Origin of the sequence: Paenibacillus sp. UNC217MF, from assembly GCF_000686865.1 — a bacterium.
GTDB classification, from domain to species: Bacteria; Bacillota; Bacilli; order Paenibacillales; family Paenibacillaceae; genus Paenibacillus_B; species Paenibacillus_B suaedae.
The window spans coordinates 1211540-1235552 of the sequence record NZ_KK366027.1 but is presented as its reverse complement, the minus strand read 5'-3'; the positions used below and the strand labels follow the sequence as shown (position 1 = coordinate 1235552).

The window sequence follows — 24013 nt, the reverse complement described above, 5'->3', positions numbered from 1 at the left end:
CGGTGTATGTAGAAACAAGGCCTTGTTCCTTCATAATGCGGCCAATTCGACGTCTTGATACGATAAGTCCACGTTCGTGAAGCTTTGCTTTAATCTTTCTTGTACCATATGCATTTCGGTTCTTCTGGAAGATTTCAACGATAAGCTTCGTAATACCATCTTCATTGCTGGAGTTTTTTGCTTCATAATAGTACGTACTTCTAGTTATTTGCAGGACGTCGCACATTGCTGATACCGAGTATTTGTCGCGATTTTGATGGATGACACTTACTTTCGTCCCATGATCAGCGCTGCTTGCTTTAGAATGTCATTCTCCATTTTGAGTCGTTGGTTTTCTTTCCGTAATGCAATAAGTTCATTTTCTTCTGGAGAGCGGTTGTCCTTCTCTGAGAAGGAACCTGTTTGGTGGGCTTGTTTAATCCAGCGATCCAATGCAGATGCACTCAACTCATACTCACTTACAATGTCTGCTCTTGATTTCCCATTCTCGTATAGCTGAACCATCTGTTTCTTGAATTTATCTGTAAATGTTCGTCTTATTCTTGGCATAGTAGATCCGCTCCTTGTTATGATGTGTTAATTCTACTAGCCCTTAATTTTTCTGTCCAACTAAGTGTAGCCGATCTACTTCAAAGTCAAGTAGATATGAGGTTTTCCTTTAAACGGTGCACTTTACACAAAGACCTCGGTCTTTCCAGTCGGAAAAACCAAGGTCTAAAGAGTTTAAGCCGAATACAACAATGAACTTCTTGAACTTCACAATGAACTCTATTTAGGACGGCGTTGGTTTTATTTTTGCTTTCTTGTTCCTCTGCTGCTATTGCATTTATTCTCTGTCAAAGGATCATCGACCACACGAATGCTGGCAATTTGGTTCGATCGATAGAGAATTTGAACGGGACCTGCACACTTAAAACATTTCCACAGTGTAATCCAACTTCTCCCTTGTCTAACGACTACCTCTTGTACAAAGGAAGGAAACCCTTTATTTTGGCCCTTAATACGTACGAATACATATTTACCGACGTACTTTTTTAGACTGGCTATTGACATGGTACCACTCCCTTATCATAGGCATATTTTTTTATATTCTGTTCACTCCTTCGTTGTGTGGGTTACCTTTGCAGTTGTATGATCGCGATGCGTGGCCGATGGGTAGATGGAGTGTGCATGTCTCGTTGTGATAAACCCGTCTTCAATATCATGCGACCGGTAACAAAGATGAAACTACAGGATTGGGGTCCGAGTCTTTTTACTTTCAACATGTTCTTAAAGAGCTTTTATTGAACCTGTCTTGGATAGGGAGAAAATGGAAAGAGCCCTTGTCTTAACAAGGGCTCGGAAAGCTTCTATTCGATCACATGTATGTTTGGGAGGACATATTTTTGAAGATGGGTAAAACAAGGTACTGAGGGATACAGCATGTTGTATTCTTGCAGAACTAATTTAGCGTGGAGCTAATGTATAGGTTTCACCCAGAGCTGTAATGTTGCTGAGAGTATCTTTCCAGCCTGATTTTTCTACAAGAGTTTTAACGCCTTTTGCAATCTCCTCATAGAACTGCTCTTGTTTTTTGTTGTATTTGGGATTGTCGTGAGGATTCGGAGTGATTTTGTACGTATGTTGACCTGGGTTGAATGTAATCCCTCGATTTTTTCCGAAAGATTCTTCGATATATTTATATGTTTCTTTGTTGATCGTGATTGAGCCACTTACCCCTTTAGCATCTACATTAGTGCCGGAGAAAGGAAACACGATTAAAGCAATGGCCAAAAACAGGGACAATGATACGGCAAGAAATCCTTTTTTCATGAAAACACTCCTTCTTTCGAACTGAGAGGTGGCCACCTCCTTATTTTATATATTCCATTTTGCGTGATTAATACCTTAAATTTACTTTTTTTGTTATGCGAATGACGTGTTGGTGCTGCACCATAAAAAAATAAAGCCTCGGATTGCCCGAGGCTTGTTTGTTACTTCAGTGGCTCAGTTTTGAACTTGGAACGCATCTCATCATAATTTTTCTTCATACTCTCACTTTTGCTATCAGACTCGAAGCCGAATCCTATTTTCCCATCCATCGTTAACACGATCATTTCTTTATCTTTCCCGTCTACAGTTCCTGACAGCAATACAAGAATAGCTTTCTCTCCATCCTTTTCATACTCCGTTGATTCAATAACTTTCGGGTTTTTGTACATATTCTTTTCAGGAATTTCTAGGTTTATCCCCATAGCGAACAGCGGCATCGCTTCTGGATGTACCTTCTCTTCAACGAACTTTTTCTTAGCCTCTTTGTCGGTGCCGTTTAGGTATGTATTGATGTAATCGAGTGCTAAAGCTTCATCTTTGGATGCTTGTCCACCTCCGCAGCCTACCAATACTAATACGCAGATTAAGAATATTGCACTAATTTTCTTCAAATAAATAACCTCCTTTTTTCTACATTATATGACCAATTGCTCATATACGCACGAAAAACATCATAGACGAAACTGATTCGTTTGAACGTACCTATTAGGATTGAACGAATTGATAGGAAAAAGGAGTTACGAGGTCGAAAAAAACGGCAACCCAATAGGTCGAGTTAGGGCTTGCAAGTGCCTCCATACTCGACTTTTTGGTTTACCTGTACATATGGATTATCCATAATTGCAGCGGAGCGTCCTTACTCAGAACCGTTATTTTCCTCGGATTTGGATACTTCAATGGCTGCGGCATCGACCGCCTGTTGGCCTTTTTCATCGATTAGAATTAACGCTTCTTCAATGGTTAGTTTATTCGCAATGACGTCCTCCACGATTTGGTTCCCGACGCTTTTGAAAGCGTTGATGATATCGTAATGAACGGATTCATATGGATTGTGATTGGATGGGGAAGCCTTAAGCATTGTCAATGGGGATAGGTCATGTCCCTTCACGGCAGCAATAAGTTCGGTTCGCGCCGGAAGTCCGTGGTTGATTTCCGTAGAAGTCACGGCTCCTCCTTGCATCATCCACTTCAGCAATTCCCAAGCTGCTTCCTGCCGCTCCGAAGCTGCTGAGATTCCGTAAATTTCCTCAATGCGATAGTAATCGCTGTATTCCGGCTTGCGCGGATCTACAGGGACAGTTACCATGTCCCAATTAATAGCCTTTCCGCCTTCGAAATTACGATTGATGTCAAAATTATAAGCGGCGACCTGGGATTGCAACACCATAGCGGCATTGCCTGTGTAGATCGGGTCGAGTGACATCGTACCTTCGGCTTGCTGCGTTTGCTTATAGATGCGTCCAGAGCGCAGCGCGTCAATCGTTCTACTCCATATTGCCTTCCATGCGGGTGTGTTCATCTGGATTTTCAGAGTTTCGGGATCGATGAATCGCAATCCTTCCGTTTGTCCCCAACGCATAATGAGCGAGATTCCTACATTTTCATAGTAATTGGGCTTAAATCCGTATAACGGTTCTCCATCATCGGTCTGCAATGGAAAGCGGGTCGCCAAGTCAAAGATATCTTTCCAAGTGGATTGATTCTTCGGAAACGGGATTTTGTATTTAGCAAACAGATCTTTATTGTAGTAAATGGCGTAGCTTGAGAAGGTAGGCGCCAAACCGTAAAGCCGGTCTCCAGAAATCATTTTTAAGGAATCGAACATGATCGGAGATATATTCTTCCACGCATCAGGATCTTGCTTGATAAACGGTTCAAGATTAAGTAGATCACCTGAGTCGCTAAGCTTCTTATAAGCGGATAAATTGTCCATATAACGTAGATCAGCCGGTGATGACTGATCCGCCTCGGGGATAACTTGAATGCTAATAAAGGAGGATTTTTGCTCAAAGGCATGACCATATCTCTTGTAGAACTCGGTTGGTGAAGGATATTCCACCGTGATCGTTATCGGCTTCTCGACTTTGCTTTGGCAAGCTGATACTAATAGCATCGAGAGTATAATACAGAGTATTGCAACTTTGTTCTTCCCCATGATGATACCTCCAACGAATATAAACAGAATATAAACTGGAAAACAGGGTGGGAGGCCCACCCTGTTTAGCTATTACCAAGAATCGCTTGCTGATGATTGATCGCTTTCTGTTCCATCCTTGTAGTATGTACGCGACAATGCATTCAACTTGTAGGAACCTGTTGCACTGTATTCGCTTGTGTACCATGCTGTTTCATCGCCGCTGGTAGTCGTAGAATTGGTTCCTTGTTCCTTTTGGGTTGATCCCTCGTAAAAGGTGCCGAACACATTGATTTTTTTCATGTTTGAATTGGTTGTCCGGGCATAGGCTTTGCCTTTCACTTTCTTTTGGTTTCCGATTACATAGCCAATGTAAGCATCCGTGGATGCTTTCGGGTCTTTATCGGCAGCAGATACGGACATTGCACTTACGAGACACAAGGCAGTTGCCAGGCACAACACAGTAATTTTCTTTTTCATTCTTCACATCTCCTTCATTTATTGTTGCAAATCCATTCTGCAGTTCTGCGGTGCAACAATGAATCACCCCCAGCAAGACGTAGTAACGACTCACTTGTACATTCTGGATGATGTGATATATGTAAACGGAATGATCCGCATACAACGAAATTATTGTGGAAGCCGCTGCGCCTCGTTCTGTAATTGTTCCAAAGCATCTTCCAGCGACTGACTGCCATTCAGTATGTTTTTGATTGCAGCATTCGCCTTATCTACAAGTTCAACCGGTACTTCTCCCATGGGATGATAGGATTGCCGCGACGCATACATGGCAGATAGTCGTTCACGTTCCTCTTGATTCGTGCTCAATTCGTTTTGTAAGGTGGAAAAGCCATATAAAGAGCGGTAATTCCATTTCGCAACGGTGCGAGAATTAAGAAACTTCACCAGTTCCCAAGCTGCTTCTTTCTCTGTAGATTGAGCGGATACTGCATACAATCCGTCAATTAGCATTGTATCGTTGTTGTCTGACTGGTTGGGGTTAACAGGAAATGGAGCTAGCGCCCATTGAAATGTAGTTTTTTTCTGAGCGGCCAACTGCTTGTACTCTTCATACGTAACCACAGCCATTGCTTGCTTGCCGGCAAGGAAGGCCTCCATATACGTATTGAGATCGGAGCTATTTATTAATAGTCCACTCTTCAATAGGGGAAGCGTAAGCTGCCAAATTTGCTTCCAGGAGTCGCTTGAGACTGTCGCTTGGGGCGGATTGCCCTGCATCATGGTTAGGCCTTGTCCGAAGCCGACTTTCAGCATGAATTCAAAGGAAGAAGAATCATTGGTTCCAAGACCGATAAGCGTGTTGCCACGCCCATCATCCTTGGGAAATTTACCGGACAAGCGGAGCAAGTCCTCCCAAGTCATTCCTTCTTGCGGATATTCGATATGGTACGCTTCGAAAAGGTCTTTATTGAATGCGATAGCTTGTCCGTAGAAGGTAGGAGGTAACCCATATAGCTGCCCATTTCCAATCGAGCGGGCATATTCGATGACTTGCGGAATGTACTCTTCCAGCGGGAAGGAATCTCGTTTTATCCATAAGTCTAATTCTTGCAAATCGTTGCGTTCAGCCATTTCTTTTACTAGATCAGGCGGCAAATAGATAATATCGAATTTGTTCTGCTGAACCCAATTCTCCACAGATAACTTCTTAGTCATGAGAGGAATCGTGGAAACGATAGAAAGCCTTATATTAGGGTACTCTTGATTAAATAGATTGCCGTAGCGCTTTAGAAAAGCATTTTCATTCGTATACGCAATCGTAAGCTCTGCCTTTTTATCCTTAGAGAATGAAGGGGCCTCGTTTTTTTGACACCCCGTTAATATACTAGCTAAGCATAGAATTGAAGCGAGAAGCGTTGGAAAGAGTCTTCTTTTCAATAGAAACACCTCGATGTAGAAATTAGACTTCTAAAATATACCAATTAGTCTGTAAGTCGTTTATACTATATATTGGTATAAATGTAAATAGGGAGTGGGGAAGTTATATTGAGGTGTTAGAAGAACATCTATATAAGTCGCAGTTGTTCGGTTGGTCGACGAGCTTTCACGGAACAACAATGATGAGTACGACTAAAGAGTATGTTTAATTAAATTTAGCCCGTTGCTTATGAATGTTCAGATAGTTAAGATTAAAGATAGAAAGATAGAGAGAAAGAGCAATTCTACATAAAAGGTAAACAAGCAGCTGAAATCTACGTGTATGATTTCAACAAATGGTGCTGTTCAACAAATTGTCTTCGACCTCCAATAGCGTAAAATCTCCGGGGGATCGACGACAATTTGAAAATTGAAGATATCGTCAGTAAAAAGTAGATGTTTTGAGATATGGTATTGTATTTGGGAAAATAGAAATTAGTGAAGCTGACTTGTAGGAGTAATTGCTGTTTGGTATTATTGGCGTAGTGACGCCACTTGTTGGGGTTTTGAAAGTACCTATAAGGAATTGAAATTTTGATGGGGCAATGTAATAGCATAAGATGGGTTATAAGTTTTGAAATTACCTATGAGGAATTGAAATCAATGCGGACAGGTGAAGTATGTCTTCTCTATTCCACGTTTTGAAAGTACCTATAAGGAATTGAAATTAGTAATGCAAATACCTCGTCTCAGCGCTCAATCTTGTGTTTTGAAATTACCTATAAGGAATTGAAACTCTGGCTTTGCTTCAGTTTCCCTCATAAGATGTTCTCAGTTTTGAAAGTACCTATAAGGAATAGCAACCATGAGAAAACACAGGAGAATCAGGGGGCGAAGCATCTGCTCGCAAGGTTAACGAAACGAAATGAATATGATAAAATGATCGCAATATTGAGAAACGTCGTCTTGTCGAGAAAGCTTTAATGACAAAAAATAAGTCAATAGCATAAACATTCAGGTCTCGCTTACGGCGTGGCCTTTTTTGATTGAGAGGAGGTGAAGGATGTGAACAACGAATAAGGGAGTTCGTGAGGGAAGAGCTAGCTGCCCTACAATCTGGGCAGCTAGAGGAATAATCATTGAGATCGATAAAGCAGAGTTGCGAAGAACGATTGCGGAGGCTTTGAAAAGCAAAGAAGAAAAATCCTATAAGCTATTACTTTCTATCTACTCTGAATCGATAAGTTCGAGGCGCTCAAGAATTTTAATTGTCGTCAGAGCTGATAAGCGAACAGTCAATTCAACATTATCTGTTAAGACAGAATCATCTTCCAGGGCTTCTTTATTTTTGGCGAAAACCTCTTCGGTAACTTCGTTAACTAGTTTAAGAATTATAGACTTATCCATAAAAATAACCTCCATTTCGTCGATAGCTCTACATACTTCGACAAATAAGGAGGTTTTTCCTTGCGAACAAATGTTTCTAAAGGGAGCGCGATAAAAGCAATGGCCAAAAACAGAGACAATGATACGGCGAGAACCCCTTTTTTCTTAGTAGCAAATAAACAAGAGCCGTTGAGGAAAGTGAACTGCACCCCGTCAAGTAGACAGTATAAAAAATAAAAATCAATTATGCGGCCTTGGTTCTGAATTCTATCGGACTAAGGCCGTTTAGTTTTGCTTGTAATCGTTCGTTATTGTAAAAGTGGATGTAGGCACGGATGTCTCTCTCGAGATCATCAAAGGTATGGTAGGTATGTAAATAATATTTCTCGCATTTTAGAATTCCCCAGAAAGATTCCATCGGTCCATTATCAATACATCTTCCAGCACGGGACATACTCGGAGTTATTTCGTTATCATCCAAGATTTTCTTGAAGCCCAAGGAGGTATATTGATAACCCCGGTCGCTATGAAGCAAGGGCTTGCTTCCTGGAGCTTCTTGCAAGGCGTGTTTCAACGTCTGAAATACGAGAGAATTGTTATTGGAATGCCCTAATACATATGAGACGATGGATTTATCATGAAGGTCGAGAATAGCGCTTAAATACGCTTTTTGGCCGTTGCCGTACTTGAATTCCGTCACATCCGTAACCCATTTTTCATTTGGCGCGTCTGCAGTGAATTTGCGGTCTAGTACGTTCTCAGCCACCTGCTGTGGAATGGAACTCGTATATTTCTTCTTCTTCCTCCGGATGACGGATTGAATTCCTTTTACTTTCATCAAACGGTATACACGCTTTTGGTTAATCATTTTCCCCGTTTGGCGACGCATGTGTAGAGTCAATTGACGGTATCCAAAGGTACGCTCCACTTTCTCATAAATGGACATCATGACATGCGTCAGCTCTACATTCTCCTGCTCACGGTAACTGGGTTTGGAACTTCTCCACTTGTAATAGCTTGAACGCGGAATGCCTGCAATTTCACACAGCAACTTCATGCTAAATGTTCCTTCTTGTCGAATGCCTTCAATGGTGCGATAGACCATCTCTTGTCGGTATTGGCTCAACGTCGCCTCCTTTGGAATTCTTGTAGCTTTTTTAGGAAAACATTTTCTGCCCGCAGCCGCTCATTCTCATATTCCAGCTTTTTCATCGCCAGTCTTTGGCGATCTGCTTCCGATAGCTCCTCTGGTATCTTCTTTCGTCCTCGTCCGTCTTGTAATGCATCCTCGCCACCAGCTTCATACTTCTTTACCCACTGATATACTTGCTGGTATGAGACCTGATATTGATTTGCTGCCTTCTGATACTCATGGTTATGGGCAAGACAATAGTGAACAATGTCCACTCGTTCTTGCCAAGTTGTAGACCGACCCCTAGCCATAGCTTTCGTTCCCCCTACATAGGTTTTTAAGCTGCTATGACTATTATACTTCTTAATCCAGTTACGGAGTTGGGTACGAGAGGCAATCTTGTATTTCAGAATAACTTGCCGTTGGGATAAACCTCCGAATAAATGATCTTTTACCGCTTGGAGTTTGAGCTCAACAGAATAACTTCGGTTATGGGGCTGGTGTTCCAACCCCCTATAACCATATTGTTCATAACGATCCCGCCATTCAAGTAGGGTTGTTCCCCCAATGCCGTACTTTTTGGCGGTTGACTCGATTCCTCCGCTTTTCAGTTCCTGTAACACCGCCAGTTTCTCTTGTGCGCACCATTTTTTTTGCATGTAAAAGCTCCCCTTAAGCAGAAGGTTTTATTATTTCACCTGTCTACTTTAAGGGGAGCATATCAAAGAATCCCACGGCTCTTTTGCAAGAAGTAAATTTAAATTGTTTTTTTGAACTCGAACTTGTATTTCGAATTAGGATCGAAATCGTTCGGCCCAACTGGCATTACGCGATAAAAAGCTTTTTCTCGCGGCTTAACGGTTCCACTATGAAACTCTTGTAAGCCCGGGCCGTTTTGGTTTATATATTGAATCGAGATAATATTGTTATCATAATCCGTTCGAACGTATTGGAGTTGCAAATTCAAACCAAATGGGGGAGTCAACAATACATAGTAATTTTGTTCCCATTGTCCGTAGGAATTATCATAGACATACCAATCTTCGTCAGTCAAGCTTTCGAGAGGTACCCAAGACTGGTAAAAAGAACCGTCTGACATGTCGTTAGCTGTTCTCATTGTATCTCCCCAACCATGGAGTGCAAACGACGAACTTGATCCAAAGACCATTAAACAAGCGACCAGCGCGATTGATGCTGATAGTTTCTTTAATCTCTGCATATTTCATGCCTCCCATTATTTCAGAATCTGAATGTAGATCCTAGTAGCGTGTATGAAATACCAAGATGTAAAAGAACTCAGTTTCTGGCTGGCCAACCATGATTAATCTTAACATACATTATTGTCCGAGTATATAGTATTTATGGATATTATTGGATTATTTTTTTGTGTTGAAATATAGTTGGTTATTCCGGATATTGGTTCCATTTTACAGTTTTGATATAATGATGATACAGATCTTTACAGCAGCTGGAGGAAATATGTTCAAGGAGAGAAATGGGGTTGGGTATTTTCGTATTTTCTCATTCACAACATGCATCATACCTTATGGTGCGTTTTTTAGTTCAATAAACTAAGCATATATGTCAGATTGACAAGGAGAGGTGCTGAATGCCAGTAAACGTAATCATAGGTGATTTATTGAATGCGAAGGAATTGATTATTGGACATCAGGTGAACTGCCAAGGGGTAATGGGCTCTGGTATAGCGAAGGCGCTGCGGGACAAATACAGTACATTGTATCCAAGCTATAAGCGGTATTGTTCCCAGCATAACAGTCCAGATGAACTGCTGGGCAAGTGTCATATCGTCCAGGAAGGTTCCAGACATATAGCGAATCTGTTCGGCCAATTAGAATATGGCCGACAAAAGAGTAGAGTATATACGAACTATGAGGCGCTTCGAACCTCCCTGACTACGTTACTAGAATACGCTGTACAGAACCAATTATCTGTTGCTCTGCCGTATGGTATCGGTTGTGGCTTGGCAAATGGAGATTGGGATGTTGTCAGTGAGATGATTGAACATGTATTCGTCGATTATGATGTTAAGTTGTACAAGCTATAACTGTATCGTTTCGATATTCCAATCAATACCTCTTCCCGCTACTTATCGATGTTGGTACTGATCTCGGAGCTGATTGACAGGTACTGAGGAGATTGTGGCTCGATCAACTCAGGCAGGTGAATGAGGAAGACTACTTCTATCTTGTATTTGCCTCTAGGTACCGGCTTGTCTTCATGGTCTAGAAAAGACCATCGTTCCTCATAGCTCATCTTCTCATCATTGTTCAAGGTTCGTTCGACTACTTCTGCGGTAAAAAATTTATTCAACGACCAACGGTACACTTCCTTGCCAACTTCATTCGTGACGATAAAGTCATACGGTTGCGAGCCGTAGGAAATGACCAGATCTTCTCCTGCCACATTGTGTATCCCGAATTGCAGTGTTATGTAGTCCTTATGCTGCTCTGTTGAGAGAAACGTTGTAAGCATATGACTCGCCCCTTATCTATCCATATGATAAAAAACAGAAACAACCTCACCCCTCATAGCGTGCAACTGCTGCGAAAGATTCCACCCGAGAGTTACTATCCCCGAAGCCGGTTTCTCTTACAAATTCTCTTCCCATCTCTATCCAAACCTGAGTGAGATGTGCCAAATCCGCTGCACCTGACCTCGGTACAACGGCAGGAAATAAGTATTCGACCTCTGCTGCTCCCCCTGTAATCGATTCTACCGATGTTATATCCAAAATGTCTCATAGAATAACATTACAATTAAGCTCGCAAGTACACCAACCACCACCCAACCCCATATGTTTGTGAACAGGCTGTTTTTATATTCGCCCATATACTTCTTGTTGTTCGTTAGAATCATGATGAAGATAAGAACTGGCACCATCAGCATGCCGCCTATTGCTTGTGTGAGTACAGCGATGAAGTTGAACGGCAAATCCGGGATCAAAATAAGTAGTGCAGCTAATACAAGACTGCCGATGTAGACGAGATAGAACTTCGGCGCTTCTTTTATCTTATTGTTTAAGCTATGTTTCCAATTGAATGCTTCTGCAAACGTCCATGAGGAGGATAGGGAGATCGTGATTGCTGCGAGGAAGCCTGCGTTGAATAGGCCGAATCCGAACAGGCTACTTGCCCATGGGCCGAACAGATCGTGCAGAGCCATAATGATTGTCGACGGATTATCTTCATTCAAGATTTCAGCCTGACCGAATAATGAGGCTCCGATTACAATACAGCAGATCGCTATGAACACTTGGCACACGCTGCCGATAATGGTGTCAATGCGGGCGAGACGCAGGTCTTTGGCGGTAATGCCTTTGTCAATTATGGCGCTGCCCTGAAAGAAGATCATCCACGGTGCGACAGTATTGCCGATCGTGGCGACAATATACCAGATAAGACTGCCCTGAAGTAATTCAGGAACATTCCAGCTGGCAAATGCGCGACCGATATCGGAAATGCTCGGACGAGTAATGAAGGTGACGATCACAAATACCAAGTTCAATGCGCCAACGAACAGTGCCAGACGTTCCTTCGTCCAATATCCAGTGAAGATCGCAACCGAAATGACCAGCAATAAGCTGAGCAGTGTACTCAGCCATAATGGGATGCCAAGCAGCACTAAGCCTGCGGTCATACCAATGAATTCGGTCATGAGCGTGAACAGATTCTCGAAAAATAGGGAGAATATGTGATAGAATCCCCAGCCCCGTCCGAAGTGCTCGAAAATAAGCTTCGTGAATCCTTTCTGCGTAACCGCACACGGTAAAGGTGATCAACGCAAGGCAAGCCACTAAAGGAATAAACAGCCCAATTCCGAAATGAGCCCCTGTAATGACATACTCCAGCACTCCGCCAGCATCATTATCGCCGATCATTGTGAGAAGCCCTGGCCCCATTAAGGCCCAGAATAGTAAAGCGTGGCGTCTAAATCCTTTTTTTCGCTTCGAAATTAAATGTTGAAAGGTGGATAATCCCGTCTCAGCACTTTCTGCATTCTGCTCTTGCTCCTGCATGCCAAGCTCCTCCTCGTTGTGAGATGAGAATATCCTATGAGTCATGTTGCAAAAAGTGCATGGGCACCTAAAATTTTGTTGTGATTTTGCAACAGAGCGGCTAGGAACAAGCAGAGTGTTGAGAAATTCTCAACATCAATTCAGTTGGACTAGCACATTTTGATCAACAGGAGAAGTAGAATATAGAAATATTTTACAGGAGGGGAAAGGTATGAGTACAGGAGCATTTATTCTAATGGTGGTTTCGACAATCGTATCGTATTCGCTAGGAATATATGTGTTGAATAAATTTCATGGGAGAAGAAAGTAAAAGTAACTTTGGTGATTCACGTGTTTTTGAAAAAAGAATGAAACAATTCTGAAAATATTAGAATATAATATAAATTCTGTATTTTATAGGTAATATTGTTTAGACAGGTTCATGTTTCTTCCCTAAGATAGTTGAGGAAAATAAATCAATGGGGGTAAGAGAGATGAAAGCATCGAAGAAGTACCTGGCATTTTTAGCTTTTATGCTAATTTTGCTGGTGGTACCACAGAAGGGTTATGCAGCAGTGGATTACCGTGGAGGGATATTAGACGGGGTTGGTCTGTATCTCAATTCGAGCGAATACGTAGGCGGTTCGCTATTGAATGAAGCTACGGACAATAATGAAGAAACAAAAATCGCGATGACAGGCCGAAATGTCGGCGGTGATCGGGATCATATCGTGAAAGCATTCACGGAACCTGTAACTGTTAGTGAAATCAGAGTAAAAGCCAATAAATCCATTAATGTCGGGTTTTACGACAAAAGCGGAGAATATATAAAAGTTAACGGAAAAAATCTGAATAAAATCCCTGCCGAAGAAGCAGACGGAAGATTGATTTCGATTCCGCAAACTAGCGGTATTTATAAAGCCATTTTGTTTAACGACTTAAGTGTGCCCGTGGATGTTTACGAATTCAATCTCTATAACGGGAACGGTTATATGTCTGAATCTGTACTGACTGCCAACGGAGCCGTTAGTAGTGTGAACTTGAAATGGGATCCAGTAACCAATACAACCGGATATACAATCGAGCGTTCCAAGACGCATGGCGGCCCATATGAGAAAATCGCCACTGCTAGCGTAACAGAGACTACCTACACGGATTTGAACGTTGTGAACGGCACAACGTACTACTACATTGTTACTCCGTTCAATAACTCGGGAATAGGACCTAGAACGAATGAAGCTTCGGCTACGCCTCTCGTTTCAGAAGTGACCCTGGACATTGAGTCCGCGAAGGACAAAGTATTTCTGAATGAGATCTTTACCGTACAAGCCGTATTGAACAATGCAACGAACATTTACGCAGAAGATTTTAACGTGAAATATGATAAAACGCGTTTCCAGCTTGTAAAGGTAGAAGCGGCAGACCATATGGGGTTATTCCATAATGGAACAGTAGCTGATGATACAGTAAGATTGATCACTGCAAGTTTGGGTAAAGATTATGGCATCAACGGAAAAGGTACATTGGTTCACTTTACGTTCAAAGCAATCGGTCTTGGAAAAGGCAAAATTGACGCAACAAAAGGGAAAATCGCGGATAACGGAACCACTGAGGTTACATTGACCGAGGAAAATTGCGGTGAAAAAGAGATTGAGGTCATTGGTGGCGAATTGACAAATTTTACGCTGAAGCACCTTGGTTTTTTAGGCTTTAACTATTCAGAGGACAAAAATAAATTGACCGATGAGTTGAAAAACTTGTTGGGCTCCACAGGCAATGTTGCGGATGTCGATCTCGTTCAGTTGACGAATGCAATTTTGGCTAATCCGAACTACGATTTCAATAAATAATAGGTTTGCCGCTCCTTATGGGGGCGGCTTTCTTTGTTTGATCAAGCAAACAGAAGAGTTTCAATACCAAAATCGTCTTGAATAATTTGGAAAATGGATCTATAGTAAGTATGACGTTAACATACTAACCGGTCAGTATGTTGGGTGAAGGGAGGCTATGCCAATGAATTTCGATTATTCCAAGAAGGTTGAATCTTTGCGGAAAACGTTGCTGGAATTCATGAATGATGTGGTGTATCCGCAAGAACGAACGTACGAGGAACAGCTTGGTCAGGCCGGAAGCAGATGGGAGATCCCTCCGATCATGGAGCAGATGAAGGAGCAGGCTAAGCGGGCCGGTCTCTGGAACCTGTTCCTGCCGGACAGCGAATACGGTGCAGGCCTCAGCAACCTAGAATATGCGCCCCTGTGCGAAATTATGGGACGTTCCCTTATTGGCCCAGAGGTATTCAATTGTTCGGCGCCGGATACGGGCAACATGGAGGTGCTTGTGCGGTATGGGACGCGGGAGCAGAAGGACAAATGGCTTGTTCCTCTGCTTGAAGGGAATATCCGTTCATGCTTTTCGATGACGGAACCGGATGTCGCGTCCTCAGATGCAACGAACATTGAAGCGACCATCGAACGGCAAGGCGGCGAATATGTCGTAACCGGACGCAAATGGTGGTCTTCCGGTGCCGGAGATCCGCGCTGCAAGGTGGCGATCGTGATGGGGAAGACGAATCCGAACGCGCCGGCCTATGAGCAGCAGTCTATGATTCTCGTGCCGATGGATGCACCTGGTGTGAATGTCAAGCGCATGCTGCCCGTGTTCGGCTACGATCACGCACCGCACGGACATGCGGAAATTGAGTATGATCGCGTACGAATACCGCTCGATTCCATGCTGTGGGAACCGGGCAAGGGATTTGCCATTGCGCAGGGAAGGCTTGGTCCAGGACGCATTCATCATTGCATGCGCCTGATCGGTGCGGCAGAACGCGCGCTCGAAGTACTGTGCAAGCGTGTACGGCAGCGTACGGCATTCGGCAAGACGCTAGACCGTCAGGGCGTCGTGCAGGATTGGATTGCCTCCTCGCGTATTGAAATCGAGCAGGCGCGCCTGCTGACGCTGAAGGCGGCTTACATGATGGACACAGTCGGAAATAAAGCGGCGAAAGCGGAAATTGCCATGATTAAAGCGGTCGCTCCCAATATGGCGCTGCAGGTCATTGACCGGGCCATTCAAGCGCTTGGGGCCGCAGGTGTCTGCGAAGACTTCCCGCTTGCCTCGCATTGGGCCAATGCAAGAACGCTGCGCTTAGCGGACGGGCCGGATGAGGTGCACAAGGCCGCCATCGCCAAAATGGAGCTTCGCAAGTACGAAGAGATGAAAGCGATTACGATGTGAAAAGGGTAGAAACGATTAGAACAAATTTGAAGGTACAAACGAGACTTTAGCCTTTTCATGAATGGGGGATGGAAGGTGAACGTCAAGCAATTATTTGACTTATCGGGTAAAACGGCGATTGTAACTGGCGGCGGGCGAGGGCTCGGCGAGCAAATTGCTCATGGCTTGGCTGAAGCGGGTGCGAATCTCGTTCTCTGCTCGCGCAGGGTTGACGCATGTCTGGAGACGGCGGCCCGAATCCAACAGGATACAGGCTCCTCATGTCATGCGATGGCTTGTGACGTTAGAAATCCAGACGACGTACGGCGTGTGGTGGAACAGACGGCAGAAAAGTTCGGTCGTCTCGACATTTTGGTGAACAACAGCGGTGCTTCTTGGGGCGCGCCAGTTGTCGATATGCCGCTCGAAGCTTGGAATAAGGTAATGGACATCAATGCAACCGGTACGTTTTTGATGTCACAGGCAGCTGGGAAGATCATGATTGAGCAGCGCGGCGGCAAAATCATTAACATCGCTTCCGTGGCAGGACTGGGCGGGTCGGATCCGGAATGGCTGGATGCCATTGGCTATAGCGCAAGCAAGGGCGCGGTCATTGCATTCACGAAGGATCTCGCGGTCAAATGGGGCAAGCACAACATTCATGTCAATGCGATTGCTCCGGGATTTTTCCCAACCAAGATGACCCGCGATGTTCTTCAACACGGAGGCGAACAAATAGTAAGCCTCACCCCGTTGAGACGGCTCGGATCTGATCGCGATCTGAAGGGAAGCGTCGTATTTCTGGCATCCGAGGCTTCCGATTACATCACCGGTGCGGTGCTGACTGTGGATGGCGGCATGACAGCCATGTAACTGTCCCTGAATCGCGATCCATGGCAAGTGTCTCGTCTTTTTTATCCAGTAAAGCTATTTTGAAAGAATGAAGGAGGTCTGCATACCATGACGTCCAGGCAAGAGACATTACAGCAGGATACGATTCCCGTTCGCAAGGGCGAGGAGTTGAATGTTGCTGCGCTAGAAGAGCATTTACGTGAGCATCTCGATCTTCCGGAAGCCCCATTGGAAGTGGAGCAGTTCGGGGAGGGACATTCCAATTTAACATACGCGATAAGGAGCGGGGATTGGCAGGCAGTAGTGCGCCGTCCTCCATTGGGGCCAGTCGCTCCTAAGGCACACGATATGCAGCGCGAATATACGATTCTCTCAAGACTGCATCCATTTTTTTCGCTTGCGCCTCGTCCGTATTTGTACTGCGGCGACACCTCAATCATTGGCAGTCCTTTCTTCGTGATGGAGCGCCGGAACGGAATCGTGTTGGATCGAAGCTTTCCTTCGGATGTGGAATATACTCCTCAACTGGGCAGGGACATTTCCGAGACGATGGTCTCGACATTGGCCAGGCTGCATGAAGTTCCTTATCGGGAAACGAATCTAAGGGCGATTAGCCAGCCAGACGGCTTTATGCGTCGGCAAGTGCATGGCTGGATAGAACGTTATGAGCGAGCCAAGACGGATGAGATCCCAGGAGAAGAGAAACTCAAAAAATGGCTGGCTGATTTCTTGCCGAATTCACAGACACCGACCGTCATCCATTACGATTATAAGCTGAACAACATCATGTTCGCAGGCGACAATCTTACAGAGATCGTCGGCGTATTTGACTGGGAGATGGCGACGGTGGGCGATCCAATGGCCGATGTCGGAGCAGCGCTCAGCTACTGGTTTGAACCGAATGACCCGTCGGAGCTGCTGCACGGCTTGGGCCATGTTCCGCTTACGGTTCGCTCCGGCTTCATGTCACGTGCCGAATTCCTAGAGGCATATGCGTCAAAAAGCGGGCGAGATGTATCGGAGGCCCATTACTACTTGACCTTCGCTTACTTCAAACTGGCGGTCATCTGTCAGCAAATTTACTACCGTTGGAAAAAAGGGCAGACGAGCGATGAGCGCTTTGGCCGTTTCAACGATACCGTACAGACGCTGATTGCACACGCTTGGCAGCAAGCAGAACGTGGCAAGCTGTAAACTAGATTACGATTATTGCGCAAGATAGAGTTGCGGTTCATCACAATAGGGAGGTTCTTTGAGATATGGGCAATGAGCATTTACTTGTACAAAAGATAGGGCATGTTCTGTCGTTGAAGCTGAATCGTCCAGAGAAGCTGAATGCGTTCAGTCCTTCGATGATTCGGGGGATTATCGATGCGCTGGAGGAGGCGCAGAGAAATACAGACATTCGAGTCATCTGCTTGTCGGGGGCAGGACGCGCCTTCAGTGCAGGCGGAGACGTGACGACAATGAGCGGCGCAAAGCCGAATAACGTCTATGATCATATTGGAATGATGAATGAACTGGTTCATTCCATTAAAGAAATCGAGAAGCCCGTGATAGCGGTCGTGCATGGATTCGCGGCAGGTGCAGGTTTCAATCTCGCGTTAGCTTGCGATTTGATTGTTGCAGCCAATGACGCCAAATTTGCGATGAGCTTTGCCCAAGTCGGTCTCATCTCCGATGGAGGGGGATTGTTCTTCTTGCCGCGCCTCATTGGCATACACCGAGCTAAGGAACTGCTATTCAATGCCGAGCCGATCGATGCGGAATATGCCCACCGCTTGGGTATCGTAAATAAGCTGTATCCTTTGGAGCAATTGGAATCCGGTGCGCTGGAATACGCCTCCCGCTTGGCGAAGGGTCCCATTAAGGCGTATGGGATGCTTAAGAAAATCGCCGACCAGTCGTTGACTTCCTCGTTGGATGACATATTAGAACGGGAGAGAGTTACGCAAGCCATGATGGTCACGACCGAGGATCACCAGGAAGGTGTTCGGGCGTTCGTCGAGAAGAGACAGCCTTCATTCAACGGTCTGTAGCACTTGTCGGTTTTTATTCGTTCTGAATGACAAAATGGTTAGCAATGAGGAGGCGATTTTTGATGACGCAGTCCCATTATGCGTATTGGCCCGCACGATTGCCTGTTTCCATTTCAGTTCCGGACACGACGCTTACTGACAACTTGGAGGTTTCTGCCCGCCGTTATCCGGATAAGACGGCCATCATTTATTATAACAACTCTATTTCCTATCGAACCTTATGGAAAGAAGTCAATTTGATGGCCGCTTATTTGCTCCATCTCGGCGTAGAGCAAGGCGATCGCGTGCTGTTATATATGCAGAATAGTCCTCAGTATATTATCTCTTATTACGCGATTATGCGATCCGGCGCTATCGTTGTACCTATCAATCCTATGAATCTCACCGAAGAGCTTTCCTACCTTATTGAAGACAGTAATGCAAGAGTTGGCTTTGTGAGCCAGGAGCTGTACTCACGTATCGAACCGTTATTATCAGATCGTCGCCTCGAACGCATCATTGTTGCTACCTATTCGGAATACTGCAGCAATGTGGGTGAAGAAGTGCCTGACATCGTCAGGGCATCACGTCTTGAATCAATATCCCCCCAAGCTGTGTCCTGGACGGAGGCCATGAAAGTAGCGACTGTTCATCGGGGTTCCTTCCCGACGACGAAGGGAAGTGATCTGGCAGTTCTCCCGTATACATCGGGCACGACCGGCAAGCCAAAGGGGTGTATGCACACCCATAAATCCGTACAAGCGAACGTGATTTCATCTGCTTACTGGGGAGGATTGACACCGGAGGCAAGGGGATTGGCGACACTTCCCTTCTTCCATGTCATCGGCATGATTCATGGCATGCACGCTCCCATTTTTGTCGGTGCAGCCATGGTCATCATGACGCGTTGGGATCGCAGCACGGCCGCCCTGTTAATGGAACGCCACCAATGTACGTATTGGACAGGAATCAGCACGATGATTATTGACTTTTTAGCCAACCCTGAACTATCTCAGTATGATTTGAGCTCGCTTATGCTGATTAACGGTGGCGGAACTGGGCTGCCGGAGGTCGTAGGCGAGAAGCTCTACCAGGTTACGGGACTGCGATTTGTAGAAGGGTATGGCTTATCCGAAACGATGGCGCAGACGCACTGCAATCCGCTTGACCGTCCGAAGCTGCAATGTCTTGGCATTCCAGCCTTTGGCGTAGACTCGCGGGTCATTGACCCGATGACACTTGAAATAAAAGGGCCGGGGGAAGAAGGAGAAATTATTATAGATGGACCGCAGTTATTTCAAGGCTACTGGAATGATTCAGAGGCTACGCGGTCCGCTTTTGTAACGGTGGAAGGCAAATCATACTTCCGCACGGGAGACATTGGGCGGTACGACGAAGATGGATACTTCTTCATCGTCGATCGAATGAAGCGCATGATTAACGCCTCGGGATTCAAAGTATGGCCGACGGAAGTAGAATCGATTCTATATCGGCATCCGGCGATCCAAGAAGTATGCGTCATTGGCATTCCGGATGAGCGCAAGGGAGAGGAAATCAAGGCTTACATCGTCCTGCGCGAAGGGGAGCGCGGCAACGTGTCGGAAGGCGATATGATAAGCTGGGCGCAGGAGCACATGGCAGCTTATAAATACCCTCGAATTATCGAATTTGTCGCTTCGCTTCCGGTTACTGGTAGCGGCAAAATTTTGTGGCGCAAATTGCAGGACGAGGCATGGAAGAAAGCCGGGGAAAAATCGAGCTCCAGATAGAAGAATCGTATCAACGATTTGAAATGCAAAATATCCACTTGTTCCCTTTACATGTCTCTATTGTTCAAGCTAACATAGAAACATATTATTCGACATGAGGGGAGAATCACGCTTGGAGCTGTCCATGAAGGATAAAATCATCAGACACAGTATTGCGCTGTTCGAATCGAAAGGGTTCAGCGAAACCTCGATTCAAGATATTGTCGACACGCTCGGCGTGACAAAGGGCACTTTTTATTATTATTTTACGAGCAAAGAACAGCTGTTAACGCATATTCATCTGCAATATATTGACTATTTACTAGCAGAACAGCAAACCATTTTTGAACGCCCGGATAGATCGTGTCAGGAAAAGCTGGCTGGCGTAATCAACATGATGATTCGGGAAATCGCGGAAAAGGGTGCCAGCGCACGGATATTTTTTCGCGAACTTATTCATATTTCGGGCGAGGATCTAAATGTAATCAAGGGGAAGCGGGATCAGTTCCGGTTCAATTTACAATCCGTCATCGAGCAGGGAATGGAGAACGGAGAATTCCGCAATGATATCCCGGCGGATATGATGACATTCGGTATCCTTGGTGCCTGTAACTGGTGTTACACCTGGTTCAATCCGGAAGGCGCCGTATCCGATGTCGAGGTTGCTTCGATCTATACGAAGATGTTTTTGAATGGTTTGAATAAGCAATAAAACGTATTCTTAATTGACAATACGCTTCAGGCTGTGGAGGTTCGTGAATCACGGCAATTCCATCGTATTTATTGGCCACTATAGAGACGAGACCTCCCGTTTCGAATCTATCCCCGGCAAGGAGCAGACCAAGCAATCCGTGGTCTGCTTTTTGCGTGTGCAAGACAATCATCGCGTAATCGCAAGTTTCGTACACCCAACTGTTTCGAAAGGTTCTACCTGGAATCGTTCATTTCCTTGTTTCCTGCTGGAACTTTAATAGATGATGATCCAGCTCTTGGCTTAAGACAATTACCTTCTCATCGGTAAGGCTTTTTCTCTCTGTTGCCACCTTAAGCAATTGCTGGCGAATTCGCTCGATTTTATCTTTCAAATCTTCTTTTTTCTGATCATCAGAATTAGACGGGGCAATAGCCACTCACCCTCTCTACGTTGATAAATGTTGTCTGGCTCATTCTGGCTCCTATAATGAAAAATATACCACATCAACTTTTTTTTGAATCTAAAACTTGCCGAATGTGTTCCATTAGCAAGATAAATGTGATTATTGTGTTGAGGGTATTTTATCCTAAGGAAATATAAGTTGGGAGATATTATGATGTTTATCGGAGATTTGGGAGAGTTTATGAAGGGTTTTTCTATAAAATGGGACAAAAGTACAAGCTCCAATTCGCATCGCGAGATGACCAAATCGAGTAAAATGAGATATTGCAGATTCGAATTATAGATAAAAGAAGTAACCTATGATAAAACGATACAATGCGATTCATGATAGGAGAGGCATGACAATAGAATAGGAAAATCGTTCCACACGATAATATTAAAATAGACCGTTCCCAGCAAGGAAACGGTCTATTTTTCTTTCTATTCGGTTTTAAATTTCGAAGAAGCTTCCTTCAGTTGCTTGGTAAGGCTGTCAATTTCCTCAATCATCGAGGACAATTGCTGCACCATAGCCGATTGTACTTGAATCGTAGAGGTTACCTGCTCAACGGAAGCAGACACTTCTTCGCCAGAAGCGGACAAGTTCTGAGCCAGTTCCATAACGTCCTCTTTGCCCCGCTTCATGTTGTCCATTTCGTAGGCCATGCCCTTGACTTGATCAGTGATGTCAACAACGTTGTTCAAAATGGCTTCAAACGCCAGCTTCGTATCGCCCACGTATTGATTCTGCTTGGCAGATACATCTTGAAGGCTTCTTACTGATCCGTTTGCCTCTTGCGCCAAGCTTAGGTTGTCTGTGATGATTTCCTCGATCTCGCTTGACTGCTTTGCACATAGCTCAGCCAATTGTCTTACTTCGGAAGCAACAACAGCGAATCCTTTGCCATGCTCCCCAGCTCGTGCGGCTTCTATCGATGCGTTAAGCGCGAGCAAGTTCGTTTGCTTTGCAATCTTGCCAATGGTTTCTGTAATGGAGGCAATGCGCAAGGAGCTTTCCTCCAGCTTGGCCGTGATGGCTGCGATTGAAGCAACTTCCTGTTCACTGTCACCATGGGTATGTATCAGCTGATTCACGATCTCATTTCCACTATGGAAGACTTCAATAATGGAATCCGTCCGATCCTTCACAGCGGATGACAATTGATTGACAACTGCAATTTTATCCCCGAGATCACCGAACTTATTTACGATTTGCTCGGTATCAAGCGCTTGGGACTCTATAGCTTTGGCGATTTCCATGGTCGTAATCGAAGTTTCCTGAATGGATATCGTCGTTTGCTTGGAGGCGGTATCCAATTCACTTGTGCTTGTGTTCAAATGTTCGATTGAGTGATTCATTTGGGAAATCAGGCTCTTATTTTGTTCGACCATGATGGTGAAGCTGTCCGCCAAGTCTTTGAATTCACTCTTGTAGTTGCCTGTTGCAGCAACGGTAAGATCGCCGGACGCCAATGTCTTGAATAAGTCGGTTAGTCTTGCGATTGGCCGCGTAATCGTACGTGAGATGAGGATACCCACCGTCAAGGATATCAATAGGGCAACAAGCGTAATGATCGATATTTTGGCGAATAGATCATTAAGAGGTTTCTTAATGTTCTTATAGCTGTCTTGTACCACAATTGTCCAATCTGCTTTCGGAATTTTGGAATAACGGATAAAGTATTCCGGATCCTCAATACCTCCTCGGGAGATTTGCCCCTTAACCGGAGTCTGAACGACTGAATTAAATTTGTCGGATTCGACCATATTTCCGATTGCCGAATTATTGTTCGAGTGGAAGATGGTTCGGCCTTCGCGATCCAAGATTATGGTGCTTCCTTGCCCATTATCGTCCGCATGCTTCAGTTGGTCTACAAAAAACGAGGTGTTCACGGTCATAATAAACACACCTTCAACATTCGAGCCATCCCCCAGGATAGGCTGAGCGAACACAACCACCTGACTGCCAGTACTTTTGGATACAATCGACTCGCTGATGAACGATTGTCCTTTCATTGCCGCTTGGAAATAGGCCCGATCCGTGCGGCTGCTTCCAATGTTGTCTCGGTTCGAACTCGCAATGATGATGCCGTTCTTATCGATGAGACTGCCCGAGCTCGTTTTGAGACTATCAGCCATCAGCTTATTCGCCTTCATGAAAAGCGGATTACGTTCAGAGAAAAAATCGGCATCCTTTAAGGAATGCTCCGCCCGAAGCTGCAGCAAGGAGAGGTATGTCTGATTAATAGACGCCAAATAAATGGACTGCTCCTCCAGCTGCACGGACGACCATAACCCTTCACCGATGCGGTTGGCATTCAAAATCATGTTGTTCTTGCTTTCCTTCAAAAGCATGTCGGATCCGTACCAGTACAATATGGAACTCGTTCCGATCAACATGCATACCGCCAAGGTGCTGATTAACAACGGAAGCTTTACTTGCAGTGACATATTCCCGATGCGAAAGCCCCACTTCTTAGATTTTATCATCCTCGTCTCACCCCTGATGTACAAAATATGTTCCAATGACTCCTATGTAAATCCGATTTTCCATCTCTGTATATGCCTCCTTCCAACTATTTGGAAAAAATATGATCAGAAGTCTGTTAATCTATTCAACGGAAATATTTACGTGTTTTTATATAGGTAAATTACGGTAAATGGGCGCAGTGAACACTTGAGTC

22 protein-coding genes and 1 pseudogene are annotated in these 24013 nt (G+C 44.7%); 8 read left to right on the top strand and 15 right to left on the bottom strand.

What is annotated here, in order from left to right; all coding sequences use genetic code 11:
- The 10 genes and pseudogenes from BP95_RS34085 to BP95_RS0121570 form a co-directional block, all read right to left on the bottom strand.
- A pseudogene (locus BP95_RS34085) lies at window positions 1-549 on the bottom strand (IS3 family transposase); the annotation flags it as partial.
- 897 nt (window positions 550-1446) lie between these two features.
- The gene (locus tag BP95_RS0121615) at window positions 1447-1812 is read right to left on the bottom strand and encodes a hypothetical protein (protein WP_021253174.1); all 366 of its coding nucleotides are present in this window, start codon (window positions 1810-1812) and stop codon (window positions 1447-1449) included.
- Window positions 1813-1973: 161 nt separating this feature from the next.
- Window positions 1974-2423, bottom strand: coding sequence for a hypothetical protein (locus tag BP95_RS0121610; RefSeq protein ID WP_021253173.1), 450 nt, complete (start codon window positions 2421-2423; stop codon window positions 1974-1976).
- Window positions 2424-2668: 245 nt separating this feature from the next.
- On the bottom strand, window positions 2669-3967 hold the full coding sequence (locus tag BP95_RS0121605) for an ABC transporter substrate-binding protein (protein WP_028533220.1): 1299 nt from the start codon (window positions 3965-3967) through the stop codon (window positions 2669-2671).
- 72 nt (window positions 3968-4039) lie between these two features.
- A complete protein-coding gene (locus BP95_RS0121600) occupies window positions 4040-4426 on the bottom strand; it encodes a hypothetical protein (protein ID WP_021253171.1) in 387 nt (128 codons plus the stop codon).
- 150 nt (window positions 4427-4576) lie between these two features.
- Window positions 4577-5854: an ABC transporter substrate-binding protein gene (locus BP95_RS0121595; RefSeq protein ID WP_231515158.1), complete on the bottom strand. Its 1278-nt coding sequence runs from the start codon at window positions 5852-5854 to the stop codon at window positions 4577-4579.
- Window positions 5855-7051: 1197 nt separating this feature from the next.
- Entirely contained in the window at window positions 7052-7231 is a 180-nt protein-coding gene (locus tag BP95_RS0121590; protein ID WP_028533218.1) for a hypothetical protein, read from the bottom strand.
- A 223-nt stretch (window positions 7232-7454) separates the two neighbouring features.
- The gene (locus BP95_RS0121580) at window positions 7455-8336 is read right to left on the bottom strand and encodes an IS3 family transposase (protein ID WP_081819940.1); all 882 of its coding nucleotides are present in this window, start codon (window positions 8334-8336) and stop codon (window positions 7455-7457) included.
- The gene (locus BP95_RS0121575; protein WP_028533216.1) at window positions 8333-9001 is read right to left on the bottom strand and encodes a helix-turn-helix domain-containing protein; all 669 of its coding nucleotides are present in this window, start codon (window positions 8999-9001) and stop codon (window positions 8333-8335) included. Before BP95_RS0121575 ends, BP95_RS0121580 begins: the two co-directional genes overlap by 4 nt.
- A 98-nt stretch (window positions 9002-9099) precedes the next feature.
- The gene (locus BP95_RS0121570; RefSeq protein ID WP_028533215.1) at window positions 9100-9561 is read right to left on the bottom strand and encodes a hypothetical protein; all 462 of its coding nucleotides are present in this window, start codon (window positions 9559-9561) and stop codon (window positions 9100-9102) included.
- Window positions 9562-9951: 390 nt separating this feature from the next.
- Here BP95_RS0121570 and BP95_RS0121565 point away from each other — a divergent pair, with 390 nt between their 5' ends.
- Window positions 9952-10407 carry a macro domain-containing protein gene (locus tag BP95_RS0121565; protein WP_021253169.1) on the top strand — a complete coding sequence of 152 codons (456 nt, stop codon included), beginning with the start codon at window positions 9952-9954 and terminating at the stop codon, window positions 10405-10407.
- Between the two features lie 38 nt (window positions 10408-10445).
- Here the strand turns inward: BP95_RS0121565 and BP95_RS0121560 are convergent, their stop codons facing one another.
- From BP95_RS0121560 to BP95_RS31095, 3 genes are read right to left on the bottom strand one after another with little or no spacing between them, the layout of a single operon-like run.
- On the bottom strand, window positions 10446-10835 hold the full coding sequence (locus tag BP95_RS0121560) for a BsuPI-related putative proteinase inhibitor (RefSeq protein WP_021253168.1): 390 nt from the start codon (window positions 10833-10835) through the stop codon (window positions 10446-10448).
- A 46-nt stretch (window positions 10836-10881) separates the two neighbouring features.
- On the bottom strand, window positions 10882-11094 hold the full coding sequence (locus BP95_RS0121555) for a hypothetical protein (protein WP_028533214.1): 213 nt from the start codon (window positions 11092-11094) through the stop codon (window positions 10882-10884).
- Window positions 11085-12092: an NRAMP family divalent metal transporter gene (locus tag BP95_RS31095; RefSeq protein WP_231515171.1), complete on the bottom strand. Its 1008-nt coding sequence runs from the start codon at window positions 12090-12092 to the stop codon at window positions 11085-11087. The genes BP95_RS0121555 and BP95_RS31095 overlap by 10 nt, the downstream gene beginning before the upstream one ends.
- A 759-nt stretch (window positions 12093-12851) precedes the next feature.
- Between BP95_RS31095 and BP95_RS0121540 the strand changes: the two genes are divergently transcribed.
- The 7 genes from BP95_RS0121540 (at window position 12852) to BP95_RS0121510 (ending at window position 20906) form a co-directional block, all read left to right on the top strand.
- A complete protein-coding gene (locus BP95_RS0121540) occupies window positions 12852-14207 on the top strand; it encodes a cohesin domain-containing protein (RefSeq protein WP_028533213.1) in 1356 nt (451 codons plus the stop codon).
- 163 nt (window positions 14208-14370) lie between these two features.
- Window positions 14371-15597: an acyl-CoA dehydrogenase family protein gene (locus BP95_RS0121535; protein WP_021253165.1), complete on the top strand. Its 1227-nt coding sequence runs from the start codon at window positions 14371-14373 to the stop codon at window positions 15595-15597.
- 75 nt (window positions 15598-15672) lie between these two features.
- Complete coding sequence (locus BP95_RS0121530) at window positions 15673-16449, top strand: SDR family oxidoreductase (RefSeq protein ID WP_021253164.1); 777 nt, start codon at window positions 15673-15675, stop codon at window positions 16447-16449.
- Window positions 16450-16536: 87 nt separating this feature from the next.
- Window positions 16537-17622 carry a phosphotransferase family protein gene (locus BP95_RS0121525; RefSeq protein WP_021253163.1) on the top strand — a complete coding sequence of 362 codons (1086 nt, stop codon included), beginning with the start codon at window positions 16537-16539 and terminating at the stop codon, window positions 17620-17622.
- Between the two features lie 65 nt (window positions 17623-17687).
- Complete coding sequence (locus BP95_RS0121520; RefSeq protein ID WP_028533211.1) at window positions 17688-18467, top strand: enoyl-CoA hydratase/isomerase family protein; 780 nt, start codon at window positions 17688-17690, stop codon at window positions 18465-18467.
- 62 nt (window positions 18468-18529) lie between these two features.
- Window positions 18530-20215, top strand: coding sequence for a long-chain fatty acid--CoA ligase (locus BP95_RS0121515; RefSeq protein WP_021253161.1), 1686 nt, complete (start codon window positions 18530-18532; stop codon window positions 20213-20215).
- A 124-nt stretch (window positions 20216-20339) separates the two neighbouring features.
- Complete coding sequence (locus tag BP95_RS0121510; RefSeq protein WP_028533210.1) at window positions 20340-20906, top strand: TetR/AcrR family transcriptional regulator; 567 nt, start codon at window positions 20340-20342, stop codon at window positions 20904-20906.
- Window positions 20907-21135: 229 nt separating this feature from the next.
- On the opposite strand, the gene BP95_RS0121505 is transcribed toward BP95_RS0121510, so the two are convergent.
- On the bottom strand, window positions 21136-21324 hold the full coding sequence (locus BP95_RS0121505) for an aspartyl-phosphate phosphatase Spo0E family protein (RefSeq protein WP_021253159.1): 189 nt from the start codon (window positions 21322-21324) through the stop codon (window positions 21136-21138).
- A gap of 446 nt (window positions 21325-21770) precedes the next feature.
- Window positions 21771-23819, bottom strand: coding sequence for a methyl-accepting chemotaxis protein (locus tag BP95_RS0121500; protein WP_028533209.1), 2049 nt, complete (start codon window positions 23817-23819; stop codon window positions 21771-21773).
- Window positions 23820-24013: the final 194 nt, after the last annotated feature.

What these genes read in the sequence shown, in the direction of transcription:
- BP95_RS0121615 (WP_021253174.1), bottom strand. Translation starts at nt 1,812, where the DNA reads ATGAAAAAAGGATTTCTTGCCGTATCATTGTCCCTGTTTTTGGCCATT.
- BP95_RS0121605 (WP_028533220.1), bottom strand. Translation starts at nt 3,967, where the DNA reads ATGGGGAAGAACAAAGTTGCAATACTCTGTATTATACTCTCGATGCTA.
- BP95_RS0121600 (WP_021253171.1), bottom strand. Translation starts at nt 4,426, where the DNA reads ATGAAAAAGAAAATTACTGTGTTGTGCCTGGCAACTGCCTTGTGTCTC.
- BP95_RS0121590 (WP_028533218.1), bottom strand. Translation starts at nt 7,231, where the DNA reads ATGGATAAGTCTATAATTCTTAAACTAGTTAACGAAGTTACCGAAGAG.
- BP95_RS0121575 (WP_028533216.1), bottom strand. Translation starts at nt 9,001, where the DNA reads ATGCAAAAAAAATGGTGCGCACAAGAGAAACTGGCGGTGTTACAGGAA.
- BP95_RS0121570 (WP_028533215.1), bottom strand. Translation starts at nt 9,561, where the DNA reads ATGCAGAGATTAAAGAAACTATCAGCATCAATCGCGCTGGTCGCTTGT.
- BP95_RS0121565 (WP_021253169.1), top strand. Translation starts at nt 9,952, where the DNA reads ATGCCAGTAAACGTAATCATAGGTGATTTATTGAATGCGAAGGAATTG.
- BP95_RS0121560 (WP_021253168.1), bottom strand. Translation starts at nt 10,835, where the DNA reads ATGCTTACAACGTTTCTCTCAACAGAGCAGCATAAGGACTACATAACA.
- BP95_RS0121540 (WP_028533213.1), top strand. Translation starts at nt 12,852, where the DNA reads ATGAAAGCATCGAAGAAGTACCTGGCATTTTTAGCTTTTATGCTAATT.
- BP95_RS0121535 (WP_021253165.1), top strand. Translation starts at nt 14,371, where the DNA reads ATGAATTTCGATTATTCCAAGAAGGTTGAATCTTTGCGGAAAACGTTG.
- BP95_RS0121525 (WP_021253163.1), top strand. Translation starts at nt 16,537, where the DNA reads ATGACGTCCAGGCAAGAGACATTACAGCAGGATACGATTCCCGTTCGC.
- BP95_RS0121520 (WP_028533211.1), top strand. Translation starts at nt 17,688, where the DNA reads ATGGGCAATGAGCATTTACTTGTACAAAAGATAGGGCATGTTCTGTCG.
- BP95_RS0121515 (WP_021253161.1), top strand. Translation starts at nt 18,530, where the DNA reads ATGACGCAGTCCCATTATGCGTATTGGCCCGCACGATTGCCTGTTTCC.
- BP95_RS0121510 (WP_028533210.1), top strand. Translation starts at nt 20,340, where the DNA reads ATGAAGGATAAAATCATCAGACACAGTATTGCGCTGTTCGAATCGAAA.
- BP95_RS0121500 (WP_028533209.1), bottom strand. Translation starts at nt 23,819, where the DNA reads ATGATAAAATCTAAGAAGTGGGGCTTTCGCATCGGGAATATGTCACTG.